Source organism: Streptomyces sp. NPDC040610, assembly GCF_055594065.1.
Window position 1 is genome coordinate 66,886 of the sequence record NZ_JBVIXA010000019.1, and the last position, 24,551, is coordinate 91,436.

General features: G+C 72.9%; 20 protein-coding genes. 8 read left to right on the plus strand and 12 right to left on the minus strand.

Annotated elements, in window-relative coordinates; translation table 11 throughout:
• Positions 1–157: 157 nt before the first annotated feature.
• Together ACZ6AA_RS38070 and ACZ6AA_RS38075 are read right to left on the minus strand one after the other, a co-directional pair.
• A complete protein-coding gene (locus ACZ6AA_RS38070) occupies positions 158–1,225 on the minus strand; it encodes a DUF2637 domain-containing protein (RefSeq protein WP_468461505.1) in 1,068 nt (355 codons plus the stop codon).
• 258 nt (positions 1,226–1,483) lie between these two features.
• Positions 1,484–2,353: a (2Fe-2S)-binding protein gene (locus tag ACZ6AA_RS38075; protein ID WP_468461507.1), complete on the minus strand. Its 870-nt coding sequence runs from the start codon at positions 2,351–2,353 to the stop codon at positions 1,484–1,486.
• Between the two features lie 182 nt (positions 2,354–2,535).
• Between ACZ6AA_RS38075 and ACZ6AA_RS38080 the strand changes: the two genes are divergently transcribed.
• A complete protein-coding gene (locus ACZ6AA_RS38080) occupies positions 2,536–3,342 on the plus strand; it encodes a GntR family transcriptional regulator (RefSeq protein ID WP_468461599.1) in 807 nt (268 codons plus the stop codon).
• 91 nt (positions 3,343–3,433) lie between these two features.
• Here the strand turns inward: ACZ6AA_RS38080 and ACZ6AA_RS38085 are convergent, their stop codons facing one another.
• Positions 3,434–4,210 (minus strand): hypothetical protein, encoded by a 777-nt coding sequence (locus ACZ6AA_RS38085; RefSeq protein ID WP_468461509.1) that lies wholly within the window; start codon positions 4,208–4,210, stop codon positions 3,434–3,436.
• 184 nt (positions 4,211–4,394) lie between these two features.
• Positions 4,395–6,098 (minus strand): PucR family transcriptional regulator, encoded by a 1,704-nt coding sequence (locus ACZ6AA_RS38090; RefSeq protein ID WP_468461601.1) that lies wholly within the window; start codon positions 6,096–6,098, stop codon positions 4,395–4,397.
• 385 nt (positions 6,099–6,483) lie between these two features.
• Between ACZ6AA_RS38090 and ACZ6AA_RS38095 the strand changes: the two genes are divergently transcribed.
• The 5 genes from ACZ6AA_RS38095 (at position 6,484) to ACZ6AA_RS38115 (ending at position 13,280) form a co-directional block, all read left to right on the plus strand.
• Complete coding sequence (locus tag ACZ6AA_RS38095; RefSeq protein ID WP_468461511.1) at positions 6,484–7,374, plus strand: FAD binding domain-containing protein; 891 nt, start codon at positions 6,484–6,486, stop codon at positions 7,372–7,374.
• Positions 7,374–7,982 (plus strand): (2Fe-2S)-binding protein, encoded by a 609-nt coding sequence (locus ACZ6AA_RS38100; RefSeq protein ID WP_468461513.1) that lies wholly within the window; start codon positions 7,374–7,376, stop codon positions 7,980–7,982. Before ACZ6AA_RS38095 ends, ACZ6AA_RS38100 begins: the two co-directional genes overlap by 1 nt.
• A 2-nt stretch (positions 7,983–7,984) precedes the next feature.
• On the plus strand, positions 7,985–10,369 hold the full coding sequence (locus ACZ6AA_RS38105; protein ID WP_471463027.1) for a xanthine dehydrogenase family protein molybdopterin-binding subunit: 2,385 nt from the start codon (positions 7,985–7,987) through the stop codon (positions 10,367–10,369).
• A 159-nt stretch (positions 10,370–10,528) separates the two neighbouring features.
• Positions 10,529–11,986, plus strand: a complete 1,458-nt coding sequence (locus tag ACZ6AA_RS38110; RefSeq protein ID WP_468483667.1) for an NCS2 family permease — start codon at positions 10,529–10,531, stop codon at positions 11,984–11,986.
• A 73-nt stretch (positions 11,987–12,059) separates the two neighbouring features.
• The gene (locus ACZ6AA_RS38115) at positions 12,060–13,280 is read left to right on the plus strand and encodes an XdhC family protein (RefSeq protein ID WP_471463029.1); all 1,221 of its coding nucleotides are present in this window, start codon (positions 12,060–12,062) and stop codon (positions 13,278–13,280) included.
• Positions 13,281–13,340: 60 nt separating this feature from the next.
• Here the strand turns inward: ACZ6AA_RS38115 and ACZ6AA_RS38120 are convergent, their stop codons facing one another.
• Complete coding sequence (locus tag ACZ6AA_RS38120) at positions 13,341–14,342, minus strand: oxidoreductase (protein WP_471463031.1); 1,002 nt, start codon at positions 14,340–14,342, stop codon at positions 13,341–13,343.
• A gap of 99 nt (positions 14,343–14,441) precedes the next feature.
• Here ACZ6AA_RS38120 and ACZ6AA_RS38125 point away from each other — a divergent pair, with 99 nt between their 5' ends.
• Together ACZ6AA_RS38125 and ACZ6AA_RS38130 are read left to right on the plus strand one after the other, a co-directional pair.
• Positions 14,442–15,041, plus strand: a complete 600-nt coding sequence (locus ACZ6AA_RS38125) for a TetR family transcriptional regulator (protein WP_468461603.1) — start codon at positions 14,442–14,444, stop codon at positions 15,039–15,041.
• A gap of 190 nt (positions 15,042–15,231) precedes the next feature.
• On the plus strand, positions 15,232–16,527 hold the full coding sequence (locus ACZ6AA_RS38130) for a cytochrome P450 (protein WP_468461523.1): 1,296 nt from the start codon (positions 15,232–15,234) through the stop codon (positions 16,525–16,527).
• A gap of 48 nt (positions 16,528–16,575) precedes the next feature.
• On the opposite strand, the gene ACZ6AA_RS38135 is transcribed toward ACZ6AA_RS38130, so the two are convergent.
• From ACZ6AA_RS38135 to ACZ6AA_RS38165, 7 genes are all read right to left on the minus strand, one after another.
• Positions 16,576–17,373, minus strand: a complete 798-nt coding sequence (locus tag ACZ6AA_RS38135) for a polysaccharide deacetylase family protein (RefSeq protein WP_468461525.1) — start codon at positions 17,371–17,373, stop codon at positions 16,576–16,578.
• Positions 17,374–17,478: 105 nt separating this feature from the next.
• Positions 17,479–18,864, minus strand: coding sequence for a zinc ribbon domain-containing protein (locus ACZ6AA_RS38140; protein WP_471463033.1), 1,386 nt, complete (start codon positions 18,862–18,864; stop codon positions 17,479–17,481).
• Positions 18,861–19,418: a phage tail protein gene (locus ACZ6AA_RS38145; RefSeq protein ID WP_468483663.1), complete on the minus strand. Its 558-nt coding sequence runs from the start codon at positions 19,416–19,418 to the stop codon at positions 18,861–18,863. The genes ACZ6AA_RS38140 and ACZ6AA_RS38145 overlap by 4 nt, the downstream gene beginning before the upstream one ends.
• Positions 19,419–19,446: 28 nt before the next feature.
• Complete coding sequence (locus ACZ6AA_RS38150; protein ID WP_471463035.1) at positions 19,447–21,405, minus strand: putative baseplate assembly protein; 1,959 nt, start codon at positions 21,403–21,405, stop codon at positions 19,447–19,449.
• The gene (locus tag ACZ6AA_RS38155) at positions 21,405–21,857 is read right to left on the minus strand and encodes a GPW/gp25 family protein (protein WP_380856423.1); all 453 of its coding nucleotides are present in this window, start codon (positions 21,855–21,857) and stop codon (positions 21,405–21,407) included. Before ACZ6AA_RS38155 ends, ACZ6AA_RS38150 begins: the two co-directional genes overlap by 1 nt.
• Before the next feature lie 67 nt (positions 21,858–21,924).
• Positions 21,925–23,820, minus strand: coding sequence for a VgrG-related protein (locus ACZ6AA_RS38160; protein WP_468483661.1), 1,896 nt, complete (start codon positions 23,818–23,820; stop codon positions 21,925–21,927).
• Positions 23,820–24,539 (minus strand): CIS tube protein, encoded by a 720-nt coding sequence (locus ACZ6AA_RS38165; protein ID WP_468461536.1) that lies wholly within the window; start codon positions 24,537–24,539, stop codon positions 23,820–23,822. Before ACZ6AA_RS38165 ends, ACZ6AA_RS38160 begins: the two co-directional genes overlap by 1 nt.
• Positions 24,540–24,551: the final 12 nt, after the last annotated feature.

The following is a 24,551-nucleotide window of genomic DNA, read 5'->3' on the forward strand; positions in this document are numbered from 1 at the left end:
CAGGGGTGCCCAGCGGGGCGAGGTGTTTCGGGCCCGAGGGTGCCGGGCTTTTGGGTGGCCCCGGGGGAAGGTTGGGCGGGTGGGTGGGAGATAGCCCGTCCGGCGATTGAGGACGAGGCGCGGAGCGCCGATAAGCGGGGTGCCCCCGGCCGAGCCGTCACCCGAACTGCTGCTCGAGATCCTTCAGCTTCTGCTCCAGCGAGTCGAGCCGGGGCAACGTCTGGGTGTCGTCCTCGGCGGTGAGATCGACGGTGACGGGACGGGACGGGTCATTCGGCACGGCCTGAAGGGAGGGCCGGTGCCGTACGGGAAGCTCGTCCTGGGGCGGCGGGGATGGCGGTGGCGCCGCTATGGCAGGGTCCGCGCCGACCTGCGCGGACCCACCCGAGGAGCCGACCTGGACGTCCACCTGACGACCCCCGCGCCCGTGGTACCCGCGATGCCCCCGGCTGATGGCCTTGAGCTGCGCCCGCTCCAGCTTCTCCTGGTCCCGCCGCCGCGTCCGCGCCTGCTCCTTCTCGCGCCGGTCCTCCCGGACCTCCTCGACGGCCTCGTCGAGGGTGCGTACGCCTTCGAGCAGCATCAGCGACCACGCGCCGAAGGTCTCCCGGGGCGCCCGCAGCCACCGCACGATGCGGATCTGCGGCAGCGGCCGCGGCACGAGCCCCTGCTCGCGCAGCGCGGCCCGGCGGGTCTGCTTCAGGGCCCGGTCGAAGAGGACGGCCGCGGACAGCGACATCCCGGCGAAGAATTGCGGGGCACCCGCGTGCCCGATGCCGCGCGGCGCGTGCACCCAGTTGAACCAGGCGGCGGCCCCCGCGAACGTCCACACCAGGAGCCGGGAGCCGAGCGCGGCGTCACCGTGGCTGGCCTCGCGCACCGCGAGGACGGAGCAGAACATGGCGGCGCCGTCGAGGCCGAAGGGGACCAGGTACTCCCAGCCGCCGGAGAGGTTCAGATTCTGTCGGCCGAAGCCGACGAGGCCGTGGAAGGAGAGGGCGGCGGCGACCGCCGCGCAGCAGAAGAGGAGGACGTAGGAGGCGGTGCCGTAGACGGCTTCCTTGCGCCTGCGGCGCTCCTCGTTGCGCTCCCACGAGTCGTCGCTGGTGGCCACTTTCGCCTGGGCCTTCCTGCCCCGCGCGAGTACCGCCACCGCGACTGCCATGCCCAGGAGCAGGATCCCGCCGGGCAGCAGCCAGTCCAGCGATATGTCGGTCAGTCTCATCTGGCGTCCCTTGCGTCGCGTAGGGCGAGTTCGGGCGCCATAGTGGCCCACCCCGCACGGCGCCCAAGGCGGTTTTCCGGCAAGAGGACGCCAAGGGGGTGGTGAAGGCCGTGCCGAGCGCCGAATACGTCGAACTCATGCGGGAGAGGCTGGAATTGGGTTCGAATAAAACGCGCGCGAAGGGGTGGTTCGGGGAGGGGGCGGTGTACGGGCGGGCCCTCGCGGGCCCGGCGGGGGTGTCCGGGGGCCGCCGGGGCGTCAGCTCGCGGCGTCGGCCGTCAGCCGGGCGACGCGGTCCGCGTCACACATACGGGGGCAGGTGACGCAGGTGTCGGCGGGCCGCAGCGTGTAGAACATGCAGCAGCTCGCGCGGTCCCGGGTGGGCAGCTTCTCGCCGTTCGGCCCGGTGAGTTCGCGGAACGCGGCCGTGCCGACGTACGGCTTCGTGGCGCCGGGGAGCAGCTGCTCCAGCTCGGTCGTGGCGCGCTGCTCCTCGCCGAGGAGGTGGGCCACGTACCAGAGACCCTCGACGATCTCGTCCGTGGCGACGGCCCACAGCGCCCGGCCCCGGCGCCGCATGCGCGGTCCGAAGCCGTCGAGCAGCGGCCCCATGTGCTCCGCCACGGCCGCCCGCAGCTCGGCGCGCAGCGCCTCCTCGTCCGCCACGACGCGGGCGCCGGGCAGCGCGGCCGCCGGGTCGTCCGGCAGGCAGACGAAGCCGCCCGGCCGGACGGCGAACTTGCCGAGGGCGCGCTGGAAGAAGACGTTCCCGACGGGGTAGCTCGGCACCCGGCGCTGGAGGAACCACGGCACCGTGAACAGCAGCGTGGCGGGCCAGGCGTACCGGTGCAGCGCGAAGCTGGCGACGACGTCCGGGCGGGCCTGCTGGCCGTAGTCCTTGAGGACCTGCGCGTCGTCCCAGGCGAGGAACTCCTCGAACGCGGACCCGGCCTCCGCGAGCCCGGCTGCCCCGACCCAGCCCCCGCCCCGCGGCGGCTGTTCGTCCTCGGCCAGCTCCTGGATGCGCAGCCCGGGGAACACCTCGGTGAGGCGGGCATAGGCGGCGGTGACGGGGCTCTGAGCGCGCTCCGTACGTCGAGCGCCGCTTTCCAGGGTGGGAACGGACATGCGCGGGGACCACCGAATCACGATCGATTGCAGGTAAGCCTAACCTTACCCAACATGATCGAGGTTTCAACTGCGGTCGTGTCCGCCTATGGTGCTTCTCGTACGTTTCGGACGGACGGGGCGCGGAAGCGCGGGAGGCAGGCGTGGAGCGGGCGGGAGCGCGGACGGCGGATGTGACCGCCATGCGCGCCGCCGGGCGCGTGCCGGAACAGCCCGACGCGCGGCAGGTGGACGCGGTGGCGCGGGGCGAGCACACGCACGGCGGCCCCGACGGCGACGCGGGCGGCGACGCCCCCGACGCGCCGGGCGACGCCGTCTCGGACATACCGGCCCGCCACCTCGGCGTACCGCCCCCGCGCAAGCCCATGCAGCGCACCTCCGTGCGCGGCCAGGTGCTCGACGCCCTGCGCGCCGCACTGGTCGGCGGCGAGCTGGCGCCGGGCGAGGTGTACTCCGCCCCGGCCCTCGGCGAGCGCTTCGGGGTCTCGGCGACGCCCGTGCGCGAGGCGATGCAGCAGCTCGCGCTCGAAGGCGCGGTGGAGGTGGTCCCCAACCGCGGCTTCCGGGTCACCCGGCGCGGGGCGCGTGAGCTGGGGGAGCTGGCGGAGGTGCGGGCCCTGATCGAGGTGCCGGTGATGCTGCGGCTCGCCCGCAGCGTGCCCGGGGAGGCGTGGGCGCGGCTGCGCCCCCTGGCCGAGGCGACCGTGGCCGCCGCGGCCTGCGCCGACCTCGCCCGCTACGCCGAGGCGGACCGGGCCTTCCACGGCGCCCTGCTCGCCCTCTCCGGCAACCAGCAGCTCGTCCAGGTCGCGGACGACCTGCACCGCCGCTCCCAGTGGCCCCTGGTGACGGGCCCCGTCGCGGGCCGCCGCGCCGACCTCGTGGCCGACGCGGCCGAACACATGGCCCTCCTGGACGCCCTGGTCGCCCGCGATCTCCCGGTGGTCCAGTCCCTGGTGCGCGAGCACTTCACGGGCGGCGACGTCTGACCTGGCGGCGACGCACCGGGCGGGAAGGCCCGAGCGGTCGGCGACGTCCGCCCCGGCCGTCGCGCCGCTGCTGTCTCAAGTCACCGGTGACTCAAGCCGCCGGTGCCGGAGGCGTCAGCTGTGCCGCCAGCCACGAGGGCACCCCGCCCAGGAGGCGGAACAGCCGGGTCGCCTCGGCGCGCAGCCGGGACGCCTCCGGTTCGGGCTCCGCGTCCGCGAGGGCGGCGAGGGCCGGGGCCGTGCCGACGAGGAAGCCGAGTTCCTCGCGGATGCGCAGGGACTCCGAGAAGCCGTGCCGGGCGTCGGCCAACTCGCCCTCGCGCAGGGCGAGTCCGGCCAGGTGGCGCCAGGTGAAGGAGAGCAGCAGCGGGTCGTCGTGGGCGGTGGCGCCGGCGTGGGCGCGGCGGTAGGCGGCGCGGGCGGCCTGCGGGGAGTCCGCGATGTGCTCGGCGATCAGGCCGCGGCGGAAGTCGAGAAGAGGGCGCCCGGAGGAGCCGGGAGCGAGCAGCGCGGCGGCCCTGCCGAGCGCGGTGCGGGCCTCGTCGGCCCGGTCCCGTACGCCCAACACCGTGGCGGCGTACGCAAGTTGGCCGCGCTCGCAGGCCGCGGCGCCGCGGGCGTCGTCATCGTCGGCGACCGCCTCCGCCGTCCGCAGGCTGTCCTCGGCCTCGTCCCAGCCGTCGCCGGTGAACAGGCAGCGCTCGATGAGGAGCGAGGTTCTCTGGACGGCGACGTCCGCGCCCTCGCGGGTGGCGAGCAGCGCCGCCGCGTCGGTCCAGCAGCCGCGCGAGCGCAGCCGCCATACCGCGGTCTGGAGTGGATCGTTCGAAGCGTTCGTTCCGGTACCAGACATGGCGGTATGCGCCACGTTGCCCTCCCCTAGCGCGCCATTGAGCTGTTGAGTCGTGGGCGAATCTCAGCACGGATCGGCGCGCTCGGCCAAGGGGATGGGTGAAAGATTTCACAAACGAGGGGGAACGAGAGCCGAGGGACGGGCGGAGACCGCGGGGCCGGGGAGGCGCCCGCGGCCCCTGGGAATCGGCCCGGGGGCCTCAACTCATGCGCAGGGCCAGGAAGAAGTCCAGCTTGTCCTCAAGTCGGGAAAGGTCACGGCCCGTCAACTGCTCGATACGCCCGACCCGGTAGCGCAGTGTGTTGACGTGCAGGTGCAGCCGGGTCGCACAGCGCGTCCAGGAGCCGTCGCAGTCGAGGAACGCCTCCAGGGTCGGAATGAGCTCGGCGCGGTGCCTGCGGTCGTACTCGCGCAGCGGGTCGAGCAGGCGCGCGGTGAACGCGCGGCGCACGTCGTCGGGCACGAAGGGCAGCAGAAGCACGTGCGAGGCCAGCTCCTGGTGGCCCGCCGCGCACACCCGCCCCGGCCGCGCCGCGGCGACCCTGCGGGCGTGCCGGGCCTCCTCCAGGGCGCCCCGCAGCCCCTCCGCCGAGTGCACGGACGCGCTGACGCCGATCGTGAGCCGGCCGTCGTCCGCGAGGCCCGCGGAGAGCGGCTCCCGCACGGCCGTGAGCAGCGTGTCCGCGAGCAGCCCCGGCTCGGCGCCGTCGGCCTCGGCGGCCAGCGCGGGCAGCGGCACGAGCGCGATGGCCTCGTCGCCGGTGTGGGCCACGGCGATCCGGTCGGACGGGTCGGGCCCGGCCGCCGCCGGGTCGACCAGGATCTCCTCGAGGAGCGACTGGGCCACCGGGCCGCCCTCGATCCCCGCGCCGTCGGTGCCGTCGGCGGCGTCGGTGGCGTTCCACTCGACCCGCGCCACCACGACCTGCCAGTGCGGCGCCGACCCGAGCCCGGGAAGCAGCACCGGCGCCGCGACCCGCAGGCGTGCCGCGATCTCGGCGGGCGCCGCGCCCGTCTGGACCAGTTCGAGGACCTCCTGGGCGAGGCGGCGCCGGACCGTGCGCGCCGCGTCCCTGCGGTCCCGCTCGACGGCGATCAGCTGGGTGACGCCCTGGAGCAGGTCGAGCCGCTCCTCGGGCCAGTCGCCCGCGTCCGCCTCGACGGCGAGCAGCCAGTCCGAGAGGACCGTCTCGCGCACGTCCCGCGACGCGCCGACCGCGCCCCTGCCGCTGGACCGAATGGGGAACAGGGAGTACGTCAGGCCGTCCACGCTCACCCGGTGCGGGCCCCGGCGCCCCGTCCTGGCGGCGGCGAGCTGCTCCCCGGCGAGCCGCGCGCAGACCGCCGGGGGCAGGGCGGGGCCCGCCGTGCCCGCCCCGGCGATGGGCCGTCCTGCGGGGGAGAGCACCCAGGCCCGCAGGTCCAGGTCGGTGCCGAGCAGATCGAGGACCACGTCGGGGCCGCCGCCCGCCGGGCCCGAGGTCATCAGGCGGCGGTGGCGGTCCACCACGGCCGCCAGGTCCCCGGCGCGCTCGCCGGACACCTGGCGTACGACGTGCTCGGTGATCGTCGCGAACGCCACCGACTCGTTGACCGCGAACAGCGGCAGGCGGTGGCGGGCGCAGGCCTCGACGAGGTCGTCGGGGACGGCGCCCAGCTCCGCCTCGCCCGCGGCCAGTGCGGCGACCCCGGCGGCTGCGAGAATACGTACAAAAGGCTCGGTGTCCGAGGCGTCCCTGCGCCAGGCGAGACCGGTGAGCACCAGCTCGCCGCCCGCGAGGTAGCGGCTGGGGTCGCGCAGGTCCGTGGTCATCACGCCACGCACGGTGCGGTCCAGCTCGTCCTCGCCGCCGAGCAGCCTGAGGCCCAGCGCGTCGGTGTCAAGGAGTGCGCGCAGCCGCATGGTGTCGTCGCCGCCGATCTGTCTCGATTTCATGTGTGGCCGAGGTCCCGGACGAAACCCGGGGCCGCGGAGTCCCGAAGGCGCCGCGGTTTCTAGAGGGAATCCGCGAGGTTACTGGGGACCGTTCTTCATACGAATCTACAAGACTCGCGCCTTGGCCAGCCAACTCCTTCATGGTTTCGGTGACTGACCCCATCGGACGACCGGGCGGTGTACTTGCCCCACTCCGCGTTAACAGCACATGAACGAGTAGTCGAGAGGCGAAGGACCGCCTCGGCCAGAACGTTGGCCGGAACGCTCGCCCCGGCTCGTCAGCCTAGTAAGCCCCGGTCGGCTCCCCAGCGGGATCCGGCCGCCAGGCACGATCACGAAGAGAGAGCCACTCATGGACTTCCTTCGCCCCGCCAGCTGGGAGGAGGCGCTCGCCGCGAAGGCCGAGCACCCCACCGCTGTGCCGATTGCGGGTGGCACCGATGTCATGGTCGAGATCAACTTCGACCACCGGCGTCCGGAGTACCTGCTGGACCTCAACCGCATCGGTGAGCTGCGGGAGTGGGAGGTCGGTGCGGACACCGTCCGGCTCGGCGCCTCGGTCCCGTACACGGACATCATGGAGAACCTGCGCGCGGAGCTGCCCGGCCTCGCGCTCGCCTCGCACACGGTCGCCTCGCCGCAGATCCGCAACCGCGGCGGCGTCGGCGGCAACCTCGGCACCGCGTCCCCGGCCGGGGACGCCCACCCGGCGCTGCTCGCCGCCGACTGCGAGGTCGAGGCGGAGTCCGTACGCGGCTCCCGCCTGATCCCGATCGACGCGTTCTACACCGGCGTGAAGCGCAACGCCCTCGCGCCGGACGAGCTGATCCGGGCCGTGCACATCAAGAAGGCCGACGGACCGCAGCAGTACTCCAAGGTGGGTACGCGCAACGCCATGGTCATCGCCGTGTGCGCCTTCGGCATCGCGCTGCACCCCGAGACCCGGACCGTGCGGACCGGCATCGGCTCCGCCGCCCCGACGCCCATCCGGGCGAAGGCGGCCGAGGAGTTCCTGAACGCGGCGCTCGAAGAGGGCGGCTTCTGGGACAACAGGAAGATCATCACCCCGTCGGTCGCCAAGCAGTTCGCGGAGCTCGCCTCCGGCGCCGCCAACCCGATCGACGACGTGCGCGGCACGGCGAACTACCGCCGCCACGCCGTCGGGATCATGGCCCGCCGCACGCTCGGCTGGACCTGGGAGTCGTACCGCGGCAACGGCCGCAGCACTGAGGGAGTCGCATAATGCGCGTGAACTTCACGGTCAACGGCCGTCAACAGGAAGCCGACGACGTGTGGGAGGGCGAGTCCCTGCTGTACGTGCTGCGCGAGCGCATGGGCCTGCCGGGCTCCAAGAACGCCTGCGAGCAGGGCGAGTGCGGTTCCTGCACGGTCCGCCTCGACGGCGTGCCGGTGTGTTCGTGCCTGGTCGCGGCCGGGCAGGTGGAGGGCCGCGAGGTCACCACCGTCGAGGGCCTCGCCGACTACGCCAAGCACCGCGAGAGCGCCCACCCGGGCGGCGGCTGCGCCTCCGGCGCCTGCGGCACCTCGCTCCAGGACGCCCAGCAGTGGCGCGCCAAGGGCCAGGACTCGCAGACCGGCGAGGGCGCGATCTCCCCGGGCGCAGCCCTCTCCCCGATCCAGCAGGCGTTCATCGACGCGGGCGCCGTCCAGTGCGGCTTCTGCACCCCCGGTCTGCTGGTCGCGGCCGACGAGCTCCTGGAGCGCAACGACACGCCGTCGGACGCGGACATCCGCGAGGCGCTCTCCGGCAACCTCTGCCGCTGCACCGGTTACGAGAAGATCCTCGACGCGGTCCGCCTGGCTGCGGCCCGCCAGGGAGAGGCGGTCTGATCATGGCTGGCACCACCACTGGCATCCCTGCCAACGTCACCCAGGGCTCCCAGACGAAGGGCGGCGTCGGCGAGTCGATGCTGCGCCCCGACGGCACCCTGAAGGTCACCGGCGAGTTCGCCTACTCCTCGGACATGTGGCACGAGGAGATGCTCTGGGGCCAGGCCCTGCGCTCCACGGTCGCCCACGCCGAGATCGTGTCCATCGACACCTCCGAGGCCCTGGCCCTCTCCGGCGTCTACGCCGTCCTGACGGCCGACGACCTGCCGGCCGCGAAGAACTACGGCATGGAGTACCAGGACACCCCCGTCCTCGCCTACGGCAAGGTCCGCCACCACGGCGAGCCGGTCGCCCTGGTGGCAGCGGACCACCCGGAGACCGCGCGCCGCGCCGCCGCGAAGATCAAGATCGAGTACCGCGAGCTGCCGGTCATCACGGACGAGGCGTCCGCGACCGCTCCCGACGCGGTCCTGGTCCACGAGAACCGCGGCGACCACCACGCCGGGCACTCCCCGCACCCGAACATCGTGCACCGCCAGCCGATCATCCGCGGCGACGCCGCCGAGGCCGCCAAGAAGGCCGACGTGATCGTCAAGGGCGAGTACACCTTCGGCATGCAGGACCAGGCCTTCCTCGGCCCGGAGTCCGGCCTCGCGGTGCCCGCCGAGGACGGCGGCGTCGACCTGTACGTCGCCACCCAGTGGCTGCACTCGGACCTCAAGCAGATCGCCCCCTGCCTCGGCCTGCCCGAGGAGAAGGTCCGCATGACGATGGCCGGGGTCGGCGGCGCGTTCGGCGGCCGCGAGGACATCTCCATGCAGATCCTCGCCTCCGTGCTCGCGCTGCGCACGGGCAAGCCGGTGAAGATGGTCTACAACCGGTACGAGTCCTTCTTCGGCCACGTCCACCGGCACCCGGCGAAGCTGTACTACGAGCACGGCGCCACCAAGGACGGCAAGATCACGCACATGAAGTGCAAGATCGTCCTGGACGGCGGCGCCTACATGTCCTCGACCCCCTCGGTCGTCGGCAACGCCTCGTCCCTCTCGGTCGGCCCGTACGTCATCGACGACGTGGACATCGAGGCGATCGGCCTCTACACCAACAACCCGCCCTGCGGCGCCATGCGCGGCTTCGGCGCGGTCCAGGCGTGCTTCGCGTACGAGGCCCAGATGGACAAGCTGGCCGCGAAGCTGGGCATGGACCCGGTGGAGTTCCGGCAGAAGAACGCGATGGAGCAGGGCACGATCATGCCGACCGGGCAGCCGGTCGACTCGCCCGCCCCCGTCGCCGAACTCCTGCGCCGGGTCAAGGCCCGCCCCATGCCGCCGGAGCGCCAGTGGGAGTCCAGCGAGGGCGCCGACGTCCGCGCGCTGCCCGGCGGTCTGTCCAACACCACCCACGGCGAGGGCGTCGTCCGCGGCGTCGGCTACGCGGTCGGCATCAAGAACGTCGGCTTCTCCGAGGGCTTCGACGACTACTCGACCGCGAAGATCCGCATCGAGGTCATCAACGGCGAGGCCGTGGCCACCGTGCACACCGCGGCGGCCGAGGTCGGCCAGGGCGGCGTCACCATCCACGCGCAGATCGCCCGCACCGAACTCGGCGTCCAGCAGGTCACCATCGCCCCCGCCGACACCCAGGTGGGCTCGGCCGGATCGACCTCCGCGGGCCGCCAGACGTACATGACCGGCGGCGCCATCAAGAACTCCTGCGAGATCGTCCGCGAAAAGGTCCTGGAGATCGGCCGGCGCAAGTTCGGCTCGTACCACCCGGCCTGGGCGAGCGCCGAACTCCTCCTGGAGGGCGGCAAGGTCGTCACCGACGGCGGCGAGGCCCTCGCCTCGATCGTGGACGTCCTGGAGGACGAGGCCGTGGAGGTGGAGGAGGAGTTCAGGCACCGCCCCACCGAGGCCTTCGACCTGCGGACCGGACAGGGCAACGGCCACGTCCAGTACGCCTTCGCCGCGCACCGCGCGGTCGTCGAGGTCGACACCGAGCTCGGCCTCGTCAAGGTCATCGAGCTGGCCTGCGCCCAGGACGTCGGCAAGGCGGTCAACCCGCTCTCCGTCATCGGCCAGATCCAGGGCGGCACCACGCAGGGCCTGGGCGTCGCGGTGATGGAGGAGATCATCGTCGACCCGAAGACCGCGAAGGTGAAGAACCCCTCCTTCACGGACTACCTCCTCCCGACCATCCTCGACACCCCGACCATCCCGGTCGACTACCTGGAGCTCGCCGACCCGCACGCGCCCTACGGCGTACGCGGCATCGGCGAGGCCCCCACCCTCTCCTCGACCCCGGCGGTCCTCGCGGCGATCCGCGCGGCCACGGGTCTGGAGCTCAACAAGACGCCGGTACGTCCCGAGCACCTCACCGGCACCTGAGCCCTCCGGGGCCACGGAAAAAGGGAACCGGGGGACGAGAGTCCCCCGGCCCCCTCTCCTCAAGTTCGTCTCGGGCCGTCCCCCGGGTCGTGCAGCCAACGCACCATCCCAAATCCCGCAGCTCTGCGGGTGCCCCTGTGAACCTTGGGAGTAGGCACCATGACCCAGCAGTCAGTGGAGCCGAAGACCACCGCGGAGGACGCGGGCTCCGGCTCACGCGTCCCCGCCGGACGGTCTTGGCTCGACCGGTACTTTCACATATCCCTCAGAGGATCGACGGTCGCGCGTGAGGTGCGCGGCGGCATCACCACCTTCATGGCGATGGCGTACATCGTCCTGCTCAACCCGCTGATCCTGTCCGGCAAGGACGCGGCGGGCGACACGATGGGGCAGAAGGCCCTCATCACCGCGACGGCCTTCGCCGCGGCCGTCACCACCCTGCTCATGGGCTTCGTCGGCAAGGTGCCGCTGGCCCTGGCCGCCGGGCTCTCCGTCTCCGGCGTCATCGCCTCGCAGGTCGCGCCCGAGATGACCTGGCCGCAGGCCATGGGCATGTGTGTGATGTACGGCGTGGTGATCATGCTCCTTGTCGTCACCGGGCTGCGCGAGATGATCATGAACGCGATACCGCTCGCGCTCAAGCACGGCATCACCATGGGCATCGGCCTGTTCATCGCCATCATCGGCCTGGTCAAGGGCGGCTTCGTCCACCAGGGCAAGGCCACCCCGCTGACCCTCGGCCCGGGCGGCGAGCTCCAGGGCTGGCCCGTCCTGCTCTTCGCTGGGACCCTGCTCCTGATCTTCATGCTGCAGGCCCGCAACACCCCCGGCGCCATCCTGATCGGCATCGTCACCGGCACCGTCGTCGCCGTCGCCCTGAACGCGATGGACGTCATCAACCCCAAGCAGTGGGCCAACGGCGCCCCCGAGCTGCACGGCAGCGCGGTCTCCACGCCCGACTTCTCGCTCTTCGGGGACGTCGAGTTCGGAGGCTGGGGCGAGGTCGGCGCGATGACGGTCGGCATGATCGTCTTCACCCTGGTGCTCGCGGGCTTCTTCGACGCGATGGCGACGATCATCGGCGTCGGCACGGAGGCCAACCTGGCCGACGACAAGGGCCGCATGCCCGGCCTGTCCAAGGCGCTGTTCATCGACGGCGCCGGCGGCGCCATCGGCGGCGTGGCGGGCGGCTCGGGACAGACCGTCTTCGTCGAGTCCGCGACCGGCGTCGGCGAGGGTGCCCGTACGGGCCTCGCCTCCGTCGTGACCGGCCTGTTCTTCGCGGCCTGCCTGTTCTTCACGCCCGTCACCGCGATCGTCCCGCAGGAGGTCGCGTCCGCCGCGCTCGTCGTCATCGGAGCGATGATGATGATGAACGCACGGCACGTCGACTGGGCCGACCGCGCCACCGCGATCCCGGTGTTCCTGACCGTGGTCCTGATGCCCTTCACGTACACCATCACCACCGGTGTCGCGGCGGGTGTCATCTCCTGGGTCGCCATCAAGATCGCTCAGGGCAAGGCACGGGAGATCGGGGCCTTCATGTGGGGCCTGACCCTGATCTTCATCGTGTACTTCGCCCTCAGCCCCATCGAAAGCTGGATGGGCGTCCACTGAGGCGCCGCCCGCCCCGCACACGACCGTGGGGAGCCTCTCGGGGAGGCTCCGCAGAGCCCTTGAGGAGACCGACATGCTGGACATCGCCGAAGAGCTGAACCGGTGGGTCGAGCAGGGACGTGACTTCGCCGTCGCCACCGTCGTGGCCGTCGGCGGGAGCGCGCCCCGGCAGCCCGGTGCCGCCCTCGCCGTCGACAGCGACGGTACGGCGATCGGGTCGGTCTCCGGGGGTTGTGTGGAGGGAGCGGTGTACGAGCTGTGCCGGCAGGCGCTCGACGACGGCGACACCGTCGTCGAACGCTTCGGCTACAGCGACGACGACGCCTTCGCCGTGGGCCTGACCTGCGGTGGAGTCATCGACATCCTGGTCACACCGGTCCGCGCGGACTCGCCCGCGCGGCCGGTGTACGCCGCCGCCCTCGCCGCCGCGGCCCGGGGCGAGGCGGCCGCGGTCGCCCGGATCACGGAGGGGCCCGCCGAGCTGATGGGGCGGGTGCTGCTCGTCCGTGCGGACGGCGGGGGCGGGCTCGCGGGGGTCGCGCACGGGGACGGGCCCCCGGACGAGGCCGCGCCGGGCGGCGCCGCCGCGTACGAAGGCGGGCTCGGCGGGCATCCCGAGCTGGACCGGACCGTGGCGGGCGAGGCCCGCGCGATGCTGGACGCGGGGCGCACCGGCACCGTCGGGATCGGCGCGGACGGCTCCCGCTGCGGGCAGCCCCTGACCGTCCTCGTCGAGTCCTCCGTGCCGCCGCCCCGGATGATTGTCTTCGGAGCCATCGACTTCGCCTCGGCCCTCGTCCGCGTCGGCAAGTTCCTCGGCTACCACGTCACCGTGTGCGACGCGCGGCCCGTCTTCGCCACGCCCGCACGCTTCCCCGACGCCGACGAGATCGTCGTCGAGTGGCCGCACGAGTACCTGGAGCGCACCGAGGTCGACGGCCGCACCGTGCTGTGCGTCCTCACCCACGACGCCAAGTTCGACGTGCCGCTGTTGCGGTGCGCGCTGCGGCTTCCGGTGGCCTATGTGGGGGCGATGGGGTCGCGCCGCACCCACCAGGACCGCAACCGCCGACTGCGTGAAGTCGGCGTCACCGAGCTGGAGTTGACCCGGCTCCGGTCGCCCATCGGGCTCGACCTCGGGGCGCGTACGCCGGAGGAGACGGCGCTGTCCATCGCTGCGGAGATTGTCGCATCGCGGCGGGGTGGCAGTGGGGTTTCGCTCGCCGGGGCGCACACGCCCATCCACCATGACGGAACGCGGGAGTTGGGTGGGCGGATCGGGTCGGTCGCCTGAGGTTGGCCCCGGGCGGTGTCCCCGGACGGGGTTGCCGTCTGTCGCGCCGCGCGCTCGTCCTCAATCGCCGGACGGGCTCAAACTCTTCCCCTGGAACGTGAAGTGAACGTCTGTCAGGTCCTCCGAGAGGGTCCACAGGCGGCTTGCGGTCTCGGGGTTCGTGGCTCGGGGGGAGAGCTGTACCCGCTTCGGGGTGCCGCGTAGTTCCGCCATGCCGTCGGGGCCGATGAAGTCGCCGCTTCGGGCCTCGGGGGCCGTCGCCGCGTAGAGCTGGGGGAGCGCGCCCCGGGCGGGGGGCTGGGCGAAGGGCTTGAGGAGGCGGCCGAAGAGGAACTTGACCAGGCCGGTCGGGGCGGTCGTCTGGAGGTTGGTGGCCGTGTAGCCGGGGTGGGCGAGCACGCTGCGGACGGGGCTGCCCGCCTCGGTCAGGCGGCGGTGGAGCTCGTGGCCGAAGACGGCGCCCGCGAGCTTCGACTGGTTGTAGTACGCCATGGGGGCGTACCCGCGCTCGCCGGAGAGGTCGTCGAAGAACAGGCTGCCCTGCCGGTGGTTCGTCGAGGTCACGTTCACCACGCGGGAGTTGTCGCCCGTGGACAGCAGGTCGAGCAGCAGTCCGGTGAGGGCGAAGTGGCCCAGATGGTTGGCGGCGAACTGCAGTTCGTGGCCCTGGGCGCTGAGCGTCCGTGGCGGGGCCATCACGCCCGCGTTGTTGATGAGGACGTCCAGGCGCGGGTGGTCGGCCCGCAGGCGGGTGGCGAAGGCGTGCACCGAGTCGAGGTCGGCCAGGTCCAGGGCGCGTACCTCCAGGCGGGCCTTCGGCTGGTCCGCGGTGATGTCGGCGGCCGCCCGCAGGCCCTTCGCCTCGTCCCGCACCGCGAGGATCACGTGTGCGCCCCGGTGGGCGAGGGCTCGGGTGGTCGCCAGGCCGAGGCCGCTGTTGGCCCCGGTGACGACGTACACCCGGCCGGTCAGATCCGGTATGCGGGCGGCGTCCCAGCCGCCCTTCCGCGTCTGCTGCCGCCCGTGCTGCTGCCCGTGTCGCTGACTCTGCCGCTGCGTCATGCGGCACATGCTGCCTCGCATGACACCGAGTGTCAATGCGCTACCGAGTGCCATGCAAGGCATCGCATGTAGCATGACGGGGTGAGTTCTCGCCGTGAAATCAGCCTGGCCGAGCGCAAGCGTCAGCTCGTCGCGGACGAATTGACCGAAGCGGCGCTGCAGTTGCTCGCCCTGAAGGGGTTCGACGCCGTCACCGTCGACGAGATCGTGGGTGCGGCGGGCGTCTCCAAGCGGACGTTCTTCCGGTACTTCGCGTCCAAGGAGGACGTCGTCGTCCAGTTCCTCGCGGACATGGGCACCGGCATGTGCGCGGAGCTGGCCGCACGGCCCGCGGGGGAGCGCCCGTCGGAGGCGCTGCGGCACGCCGTATGGGTCCCGCTCGGCGAGTGCGCCCACCACTCCGAGCGGGCGCTGCGCGTGGTCCAGCTGATCCTCGGGACGCCCGCGCTGCTCGCCCGCTTCCTGGAACGGCAGGCGCAGTGGCGCGACGACCTGGCGGCGGAACTGGCCCGCCGTGAGGACCTCGACGCCGCGGCCGACCTGTACCCGCGCCTGGCCGCCGGGATGGCCCTGAACGCCTTCGACGCCGTGCTGCACCGCTGGAGCGGCAGCGACGGCACGGAGGACCCGGCGGGCCTGACGGACCAGGCGTTCGCCGTCGTCGCCCCCGCCCTTGACGTGGGGGTTCGGCGGGGCTGAAGGGGGCTGCGGGGGGCTTCCGGGAGCTGTGGGGCGGCGTTCAGGTCACGGGACCGGGACCGGCCTCCGGGGTGCGTGGGGCGCGGGCTGCCCCTGGTTTCCCGGTGTGAGGGTGCGGGCGTGCGCAAGACCCGCGAGACGGGGCCCGCGCCCTTCCGTGAGGCTCGGCGGCTCGGGCACCATGAGGAGGATGGAGCGGCAACAGCACGCCAGGCTGGACGAGTTGATGCGCGACCCCTATCCGCTGTACGCGCGCGCCCGGCGTGCCGAAGGGCTCACCTATGTGCCCGAGCTACAGGCCTGGCTGGTCGCCAGGGACGCCGATGTCCGCGAGGTGCTGCGCAGGCCGGACGTGTTCTCGTCCGCCAACGCGGTGCGCCCGGACGCCGTTCCCTCGCCCGCGGCCCTCGCCGTCCTGAGCCAGGACCCGGGCGGCGGCACCCGCCGCCGCGTCGTCATCACCGCCGACGGCCCCGCGCACCAGCGCCTGCGCGCGCCCATCGTCCGCGGTCTCTCCCCGGCCAGGGTGGCCGCCGTGCTGCCGTACGTGAGCGAGCGGGCGACGGCCCTCGTCGACGCCCTCGCCGCGGCGGGGCCCGGCGGGCGGGGCGGGCCGCGCGTGGACGTGATGGAGGCGTACGCGTTACGGCTGCCGGGGCAGGTGATCGCGCGGGTCCTCGGCTTCGACCCGCAGGACGTGCCGGTGATCGTGCGCGGCGGCCACAGCTCCGAGCAACTGCTGTTCCGGCCGCTCCCGGAGGACGAGCAGATCGCGGCGGCCCAGGACACGGTGGCGCTGCGGCGGCTCCTGGAGGGCTACGTAGAGGACCGGCACGCCGCTCCGCGCGACGACCTGTGCAGCGAGATGGTCACCTCGCTCGTCCCCGACGACGGGGACCCGGACGACGGCGACGCCGAGGCCGACGACGTGGGCCCCGCGCTGACCCTCGGGCAGCGCGCCGAGCTGGTCGCGCACCTGCACAACTTCCTGGTCGCCGGGCACCTGACCACCACGGCGCTGATCGGCACGACCCTGCTGCACCTGCTGCGCCACCCCGCGCAGTGGAAGCTGGTGTGCGAGGAGCCGGAGCGCATCCCGGCCGCCATCGAGGAGGCGGCCCGCTACGACACCGCCCTCCAGGGCTTCCGCCGGGTCACGACCCGCGCCGTCACCCTCGCGGGCACCGAACTCCCGGCGGGCGCCGAGGTCCTTGTCGGCTTCGGCTCGGCGGGGCGCGACGCGGGGCGCTACGAACGCCCCGACGTCTTCGACATCACCCGCACCCCGGTCTCCCGGCACGTCGCCTTCGGCCTGGGCGCGCACGGCTGTCCCGGCGCCCAGCTCGCCCGCGAGCAGCTGCGCGTGACCCTGGAGCTGTTCACACAGCGCTTCCCGCGCCTGCGGCTCGCCGCGGACGGGCCGCCGGTGCGGATGCGTCCGACGCTGATTCACCGGGCACCGGAGGCGCTGTACGTGGAGTGGTGACCGCGCGACCCCACGGTCCGTGTCCGCCGCGCCCACCGCACCCGCGGCCTAGCGGTACACCTTCCCCGGCTCCGCCTTGCCCGGCGCGAGCAGCTGCGGCACGGTCACGAAGACGTACCCGCGCTGCTTCAGCGCGTCGATGATGCCCGGCACCGCGGGCACGGTGCCCTTGTAGATGTCGTGCAGGAGGATGATCCCGTCGCGGCTGGACTGCTCGAGGACCCGCTTCTCGATGAGGGCGGAGTCGTTCGTGGTGTAGTCCTTGGCGGTCACCGTCCAGAGGATCTCGGAGAGCCCGAGCTCGCGGGAGATCTTGTTGACGGTGTCGTTGGTGCGGCCCTGCGGCGGGCGCATGAGCGTCGGCTTCTTGCCTATGAGCTTCTCGATCGCCTTGTTGGGACGCTCCAGCTCGGCGCGCGCCTCCTTGGGATCGATCTTGGTGAGGATCTTGTGCGACCACGTGTGGCTCGCGACCTCGTGGCCCTCGGCGTCCATCTGCTTGACCAGCTCGGGGTACTTCACGATGTGGTTCTTGCCGAGCGTGAAGAAGGTCGCGGGCACGGCCTTCTCCTTGAGGATCTTCAGCAGCCGTGGCGTGTTCTCGCTGGGCCCCGCGTCGAAGGTCAGCGCGATGCACTTGGCCTTGCGGCAGTCCACGGTCCCGAACTTGCCCTGATCAGCGGCCTTCGCGTCCACCGCGTCCTTGCGGACGGTGCTCGGGGACACGGTGTCCAGCTTGGTGCAGCCGGACAGGGCCACGCTCACGGCGAGCGTGGCCAGCCCGAGAAAGGCGGTGCGGGGACGCAACCTGATCGCGGGCTTCCGCATCTTGTGTATGGCAGGCATGCGGGAACTATACACAGAGTGTATAGAGGGCGTGCTTGGGGGGTCTGACGTGCGCGGAGCCCCCCGCCGGGGTGCCCCGGGGACGGCCCCGTGGCGGGGCGGGGGTCAGGTCCTGCTGCCGTCGGAGCGGCCGAACATCTCGATCTCCGCGATGGCCACCTGCTTCTTCGCCGTCGCCGCGTGGGCCGACTCGATCGTGAAGCGGACCTTGGTGACCTCGCCGACGCGGAAGGCGCGGCGCTGGCCGCCCGCGCCCGGGTCCAGGGTGAGGTCGCGGGTCGTCGTGCTGCCGTCCTTCTTGGTGATCGTCGCCTTGACGCGGTGCGGCAGCGCGGACTTGCCGAGCTGGTCGGCGCGGGTCGACACCCCCGGCGTGATGATGAGGTCGAGCAGCCGGGTCGGACGCGCGAACCCCACCTCGATCCACTCGCCCTGGCCCGACTGCGCCACCCCCGGCCCCCACCAGGTGTTGTTCAGCTTGTCGAACACCAGCTTCGGGCCGTGGCCCTCGTACGCGCGCGACGCCCTGATCCGGTCCGGCTCGACCGGGGCGCGCTTGGCGAAGTGGTCGCGCGTGGCGTTGTAGCCGTCGGGAATGAGCACCACGCCGAGGATGAGCAGCGTCACGACCACGACGGCGGTGACCCAGGTGCCGACCCGGTCGAACACACGGCGCAGCCGCGGCCGGTCACCCGCCCAGGGCGCCTCGTCCCTGCCCGGCCCGAACAGCCGCCGCCACCACGGGAGATGTGTGGGCGTGGTGCGTACGCCGTCGTCCGCGAGCGGCATCGCGCACCGGCCGCAGAAGTGCCGGTCCGGCCGGTTCGGGGTGCCGCACCAGGGGCAGGGCGGGCCGTACGGCTCCTGCAGATGGGGGCCGGGGGCGCGCACCTGGGGGCGGGCCGCGTCCGGGCGTCCCGGCAGGACGGGGGCCACGGCCGGAGCCGGTACGGGCGGGGCGGGCTCCGGGTCCGAGACGGGGACGAGGAGGGAGCGGGCCCGGTCGTCGGGCGTGGGTGGGGTGGGGGAGTGGGGCGGGGTGGGCGAGCTCGGTGAGTTGTACGCGTGCGGTGCGTCGGGTGAGTTGGGTGAGGGGGACGCGGTGAACGCGGCGGGTGGCGTGGGCTGCGTGGGGGCCGCCGGGGGGAAGCCGTCGGGTGCGGGCTGCGCCGCGGGGAAGCCGTCCTGGGTCGGCTGCGCCGGGGGGTTGGGGACCGTGTCCGTCAAGTCAGGGGGCGCGGGGGCGGGGTGGGGCGGGGCGGTCGTCCTCGTCGCGCCCGACGTGCCGAGGCCGGTGCCGCCGGGGCGGGCGAAGGCGTCCCAGCCCGGGCCGGACCCCGGCAAGGCCCCACCCCCCGAAGCCTCCGCCGCCCCCGAAGCCCCGCTCCGGGCCCCCGCCGCGTCCCAGCGGAGCACGGCGCCGCAGGCGTCGCAGAACGACTGACCGGGTTCCGCGCGGGTGTCGCACTCGGCGCAGTTCTGCGTGGTCATCTCTGCTGGGTCCTTTCGGTGGCCGTCACGGTGACGGTGTAGGGCATGTGTGCGGGGCGGGCGGCGGCCACGAGGGTGTCCAGGCGGTGGGTGTCCGCCGGGGTCGGGTCGGGCAGCCGCAGGGTGACGTGCAGGTGGGGGCGGGGAGCGCCGGGGACGGGGCCGCGGGGGCGCGCGCTCCAGGCGGCGCCCCCGCTCTCCGAGATCTCCGGCTCGACGCCGAACGCGAGCCGTACCGCCTCGGACAGGCCACGCCGGGTCCCGCGGACGCGGTGCAGCGTGGCCGCCGCGGCCACGGCGGCGCGCAGCCGCCGCTCGGGCTCGGTGCCGTCGGTCTCCGCCCCCACCCAGGTGCTGAGCCACTGGGCGAAGTCGATCGGGGTGAGCGCCGGGTCGAAGTAGGCGTCCAGGCAGTCGAGTACGTTCAGGATCGGCGCCAGGACGTCGTCGAGCCCGCCGACGAAGCGCTGCGCGAGATCGTCGTCGGCGAAGACGGCGGGGAGCATCATGCCGATGGGCGCGGAGGAGCCGAGGCCGTCGACGGAACCTCTCATCGCGGGCCTCCCCGGCGGGACGGGATCCTCATGTGGCGTCCCCGATCACCCGGACGCGGTGGTCGAAGGAGAAGACCAGCGCGGTCGGCTCCAGGTCGATGCGGTCGGTCGGGTCGCCGCGCTTGCCGGTCAGCGGGTCGGCGGGGTGCAGGACGACCTCGTCGACGAGTTCCACGCCGGCCACCCGCTGCAGGACGGCGAAGATCTCGCCCGCCTGGACCGGGCGCCCGAAGGGCCAGCCACGGCTGTCGGCGCCACCGGTGAGCGGGTCCAGGTGGCGGTACAGCGCGTCGTGGGCCTCGCGGCGCACCCGGTCGGTCTCCACGCCGCGGAAGGCGTGCACCGTCGCGACCACGGTGACGCCCTGGTAGTAGGGCGGGCCGACGGCGAGGCGGGTGCCGATGAGGCGGCGCTCGTCGAGGTGACGGGTGACGCGGTCGAGCAGCGCGTCCCCGGGGACGAGTTGCTCGAAGCGCAGCCGGCCGCCGGGGTCGGGCACGGCCTGCGGCACCACCAGGACCCGTACCGCGTACGCCCCGTGCTCGTCCGGGGTGCCCTCCAGGCAGGTGATGCGGGCGGTCTCGGGGGCGGCGCGGCGGGCGAGTTCCTCGTAGTCGCGCAGGGTCACGGCGCGCTCCTGGGCGCGCAGCGTGATCGGGGCCCGGACCTTGGCCTCGTCGACGGTCTCCCCGTCGACCCCGCCCTGGGCGGCCTCGCGGTTGACGACCTCGGTGATGTACGGGATGGAGCTGCGCAGGACGCTGATCGCGCCGCGGGCGACGTTGCCGGACCTGCCGCCGCCGGTGCGGTAGCGGCGGGCGCGGATGACGGCGCCCTTGGGGGCGACCATCCCGTACTGCCGCAGGGAGCCGTCGGGCTCGCGGACGGCAGGGCCGAAGGCGAGGTCGCCGGTGGCCGCGTCGAGGGTGATGTGCCGGTCGTCCGGGCGGGACTCGGAGAAGTGCGGGACGACCCGCCAGTCCTCCCAGCCGTCCCGCTCGGCGGTCTGCAGGAGCACCGGCGGGTCGTCGCCGACGACGGGCGCGTGGGCGAGCCGCAGCCGCTGCCCGGGCAGCCCGCTGGACTCGCCGAGCGCCTCGTCGTACACCGTCTCGGCGTGCACGACGCGCGTCGTGCCGCCGACCGTGCAGACGTCGGCGGCGCGCACGGTCGGCGAGGTGGTGTAGAAGGGCTGGTCGGGCAGCGGGTCGGTGACGCGGCAGCGCAGCCAGCCGCCCTCGTGGCCGCCGCTGCGGGACAGCACGTGGCCGCCGGGCACGTGCAGGACGACCTCGCCGGGCCGGTTCAGCCCGCCGGTGCCGTCGCGGTGCACCTCGCACGGCCGCCAGCCGTCCGCCGTCCAGGCCTCCCACACGAGCGGCGGCTGCCGGGGGTCGACGCCGACGCCGTCGACGCGGCTGTCCAGTTCGAGGGCGACCGCGCAGTCGGGGACGGCCGCGGTCAGGCCGAACAGCAGGCAGTCGCCGGGGCGCGGGGCCACGGCGAAGCACAGGACGTCGCCGCCCTCGGCGAGTTCGGTGGTCCGGTCGGCGACGGGCTCGCCCCGCAGCTGCACCATCAGGTGCCGCAGGGCGGACGAGACGATGCGCAGATCGCGCTCGGTGGCGAAGACGACCGCGTCCTCGGCCTCCGTACGCAGCGTCGTCACCTCCGTGCCGACGGGCACCGCCACGGTCTCCTCGCGCGGCGCGGACAGCCAGAACGTGACGTCGGTGCGTGCGGCGACCGGCGGGAAGAGCGTGATGCCGACGAGGTCGAGGAAGGCCAGATGGTTCTTCTCCGGGACCCGGTTGAGGCGGTAGACGATCTGGTCGGCCATGTGGGCGACCGTCTCGACCAGGGTGACGCCGGGGTCGGAGACGTTGTGGTCGGTCCACTCCGGCGCCCGCTCCTGGATGTAGCGCTTGGCGTCGTCGACGAACTGCTGGAAGCGGCGGTCGTCGAGGTTGGGGGAGTGCAGGGGCATCAGTGGTCGCTTTCCGGGGAGTTGCCGGGGCCGCCGGACGTCCCCGGGGCCTCCGGGTCCTCGTGGGAGGGGATGACGTAGAAGGGGAAGACGAGGCTGCGCGGGTTGTTGGTGCCGCGGATCGCGTAGCGGACGTCGATGTAGAGCACGCTCTGGTCCTCGCCCGCGGTGACCTCCACCTCCCGCACCTCGATGCGCGGCTCCCAGCGGTCCAGGCTCAGATACACCTCGTGCTGGATACGGCCCGCGGTCTGCTCGTTGACGGGGGCGAACACCAGGTCGTGGATGGCGCAGCCGAACTCGGGACGCATCGGCCGCTCGCCCGGCGCGGTGGCGAGGACGAGCCGGATGGCCTCCTCGATCTCGCGCTCACCGCTGACCAGGGCGATGCCCCCGGTGGGTCCGATGCGCAGCGGGAACGCCCAGCCGGAGCCGACGAACTGTTCGGCCATCAGGAAATCACCGGTCCTCTCCGGGAGGTGCGGGGGTCGCGTGGGTCGGCAAGGGATCGCATCGGCGTCAGAAGGGCAGCGGTTTGCGGTTGACCAGGACCGCACCGGTCAGATTGATGTTCGACGAGGTCAGGGCCACACTGGCGGCGGAGGTGAGCGCCAGGGGACCGGCGGCGGAGACGGTCGCGAGGCCGGTCGCCCGCAGGTTGAGGAACGAGGTGTTGACGCTGAAACCGCCGCCGCCCGCGTTCACGTTGACGGCGCTCGCGGCCCGGATGTTGAGCAGCCCGCCGCTCTTGATGGACAGGTTGCGCTTGGCGCTGAGCGTGAGGTCGGTGCCCGCCTGGACGGACACCGAGCGGCTGCCCTTGATGGTGACCGAGCCCTTGCTGTCCACGGTGATCTCGGTCTTGGCGCGGTCCAGGTGGACCTTCAGCTTGCCGTCCCCCGTGCTGATCCGCACGCCCCGGTGGCTGCCCACGCGCTGGCTGAGCAGGTCGACGCGGTTGCCGGTGCGGTCGGCGATGGTGTGGCGGCTGGCCTGGTTGCGCGCCCCGGAGTACAGCGGGGCGCTGTCCCTGGTCGGCTTGTTCCTGCCGTTGTAGAGCCCGCCGATCACGAAGGGGTGGTCGAGCGCGCCCCGGTCGAAGCCGACGAGGACCTCGTCGCCCACGTCCAGCGGGAAGATCCCGCCGCCGCGCTTCCCGCCGAGCTGCACACAGCGCGTCCAGTCGCTCACGTACGTGTCGTCCAGCCACGGGAACTTCAGCTTCACCCGGGCCTGTTCGTCCTTCACGTCGACGTCGGTGACGACGGCGTTGGCCACGCCGGGCAGTCGCGGCGCGCTGTCTGTGCCGCCCGAGGTGAGGCCGTACAGGGAACGCCACTGGCGGCCGCTGACGGTGACCCAGGACTCGTAGCGCTGCCCGTTGCCGAACACGTGCCGCACGGACGTGGTCGTGTACTTGCCCTCGAAGGGCTTGCCGACGTCGCCGAGCGCGACGGGCACGCCCGGCCGCAGCTTGGGGTTGCCGTGCACGACGACCTCCAGTTCGGAGAACGACGAGGACACGTCGTCGAAGAGGGCGTCGGCGGCGTGGTCGACCTCGGCGGGCTTGTCGTAGGGCGTCGCGGTCTGCACGAGCGTGGCCTTCTTGAAGGCGCCCGCCGCCTCGCCGGGGGTGGCGCCGATGGCGAAGTTCGGGTTGCGCGCGGAGCGCGAAGTGCCCACGATCTCCCGGGCGTTCGCCACGTCCCAGCCGCGCGCCTGCACCGTGCCGACCTGGTCGGCGGCGGTCACCGCGGTCCGCAGCCGCAGGATGTCGGCGCCCGCCTTCAGGACGAAGGTGTTCTTCCTGGTGTCCGCCTTCGGCGAGGGCGCGCCGGAGGACGGCTTGGGCTTGACGAGGTTGAACCTGCCGTCCGCGTCCAGGGACATGACCATCTTGTTCTCGTCCGCGAGCCGCGCGATGAAGTCCCAGTCGGTGACGTTGGCCTGGCTGATGAACTCGTAGCGCCCGCCGGACGAGTCGATCCTGCCGATCGGCACCCCCGCCAGACCGGCGAGGCGCCGGGCGATCGAGGACGCGGTCTCGTTCGTGTACGCGGCCACGCGGCGCTGGCGCAGGAAGCGGTGCCCGTAGTCGTAGCCGCGGATGACGGTGTAGGAGCCGGTGCCGTCGTAGTCGGCCTCCAGGGCGGTGACCTCGCCGGTGAACAGCGGATCGCCGGTGCCCTTGCCGTTCGCGACCGGCGTCAGCACCACCTTCGTGCCGAACTTGACGTCGAGCAGGCCGAGGACCTTGTGGTGGGGGTCGCGGAAGGTGAGGCGGAACGCGGCCGGCACCCCGGCGCCCTGGTCGACCCAGCCGTCGACGAGCATCAGGGCGGCCTTCCGGGGCAGGGGCAGTCCGGCGCTGCCGATCCGCACGTCGAGGACGCTGGAGAAAGCGATGTGCGCCATCAGCGCCGCACCTCCTGCGGTGCGGGAAGCACCAGTTCGGTGCCCGTGGAGAGGCGGGACGGATCGTCGATCCCGTTGGCGTCGGCGATGGTCCGCCACACCGTGGCGTCGCCGTACTCGCGCCAGGCGAGGGACTGCAGCGAGTCGCCCGCGACGACCCGGTGCACGCGCTGCGCGGTGAGCGCGCCCGAGGTCGGGTTCTGCCCCAGGGGCTCGCCGGGTATCTCGTGCAGCTGCAGCTGGCAGGTGGCCCGGATGGGGATGCCGGTGGTGCCGAACAGGGTGTAGGAGGCCTGCACGGAGCTGACGTACGCCGTGAACCGGGCCGTGGCGAACGACCCCCACTGCAGGATCACCCACGGCGGCGACGGCTGGTCGGCGTCCTTGCTCTTCGCCGTCACGCTGCAGCAGTTGAGCAGCGCCTCCACCTTCTTGAGGACCGTGTTGCCCGTGGGCTTGGCGGAGGAGTCCAGGAAGACCTCCACTCCCATCTCGCGCGGCTCGGCCCCCATGAACTCCGGTATGGCGCCCTCCCGTTCGGCCGCCGTCGGCGTCACCGTCCACTGGGCGCGACGGCCGATGGTCAGCTGCGCGGGGTTGAACTCGAAGTCGAACGTCTTCATGAGCGACCCCGGTGTGGTGCTGTCCCCGAGGGGCGGCTCATGAATGGCGAGACTGGCGCGCACCAGGCTCTTGCCTGCGCCTCTGCTCTTGGGCATGTGCTTGTCCCC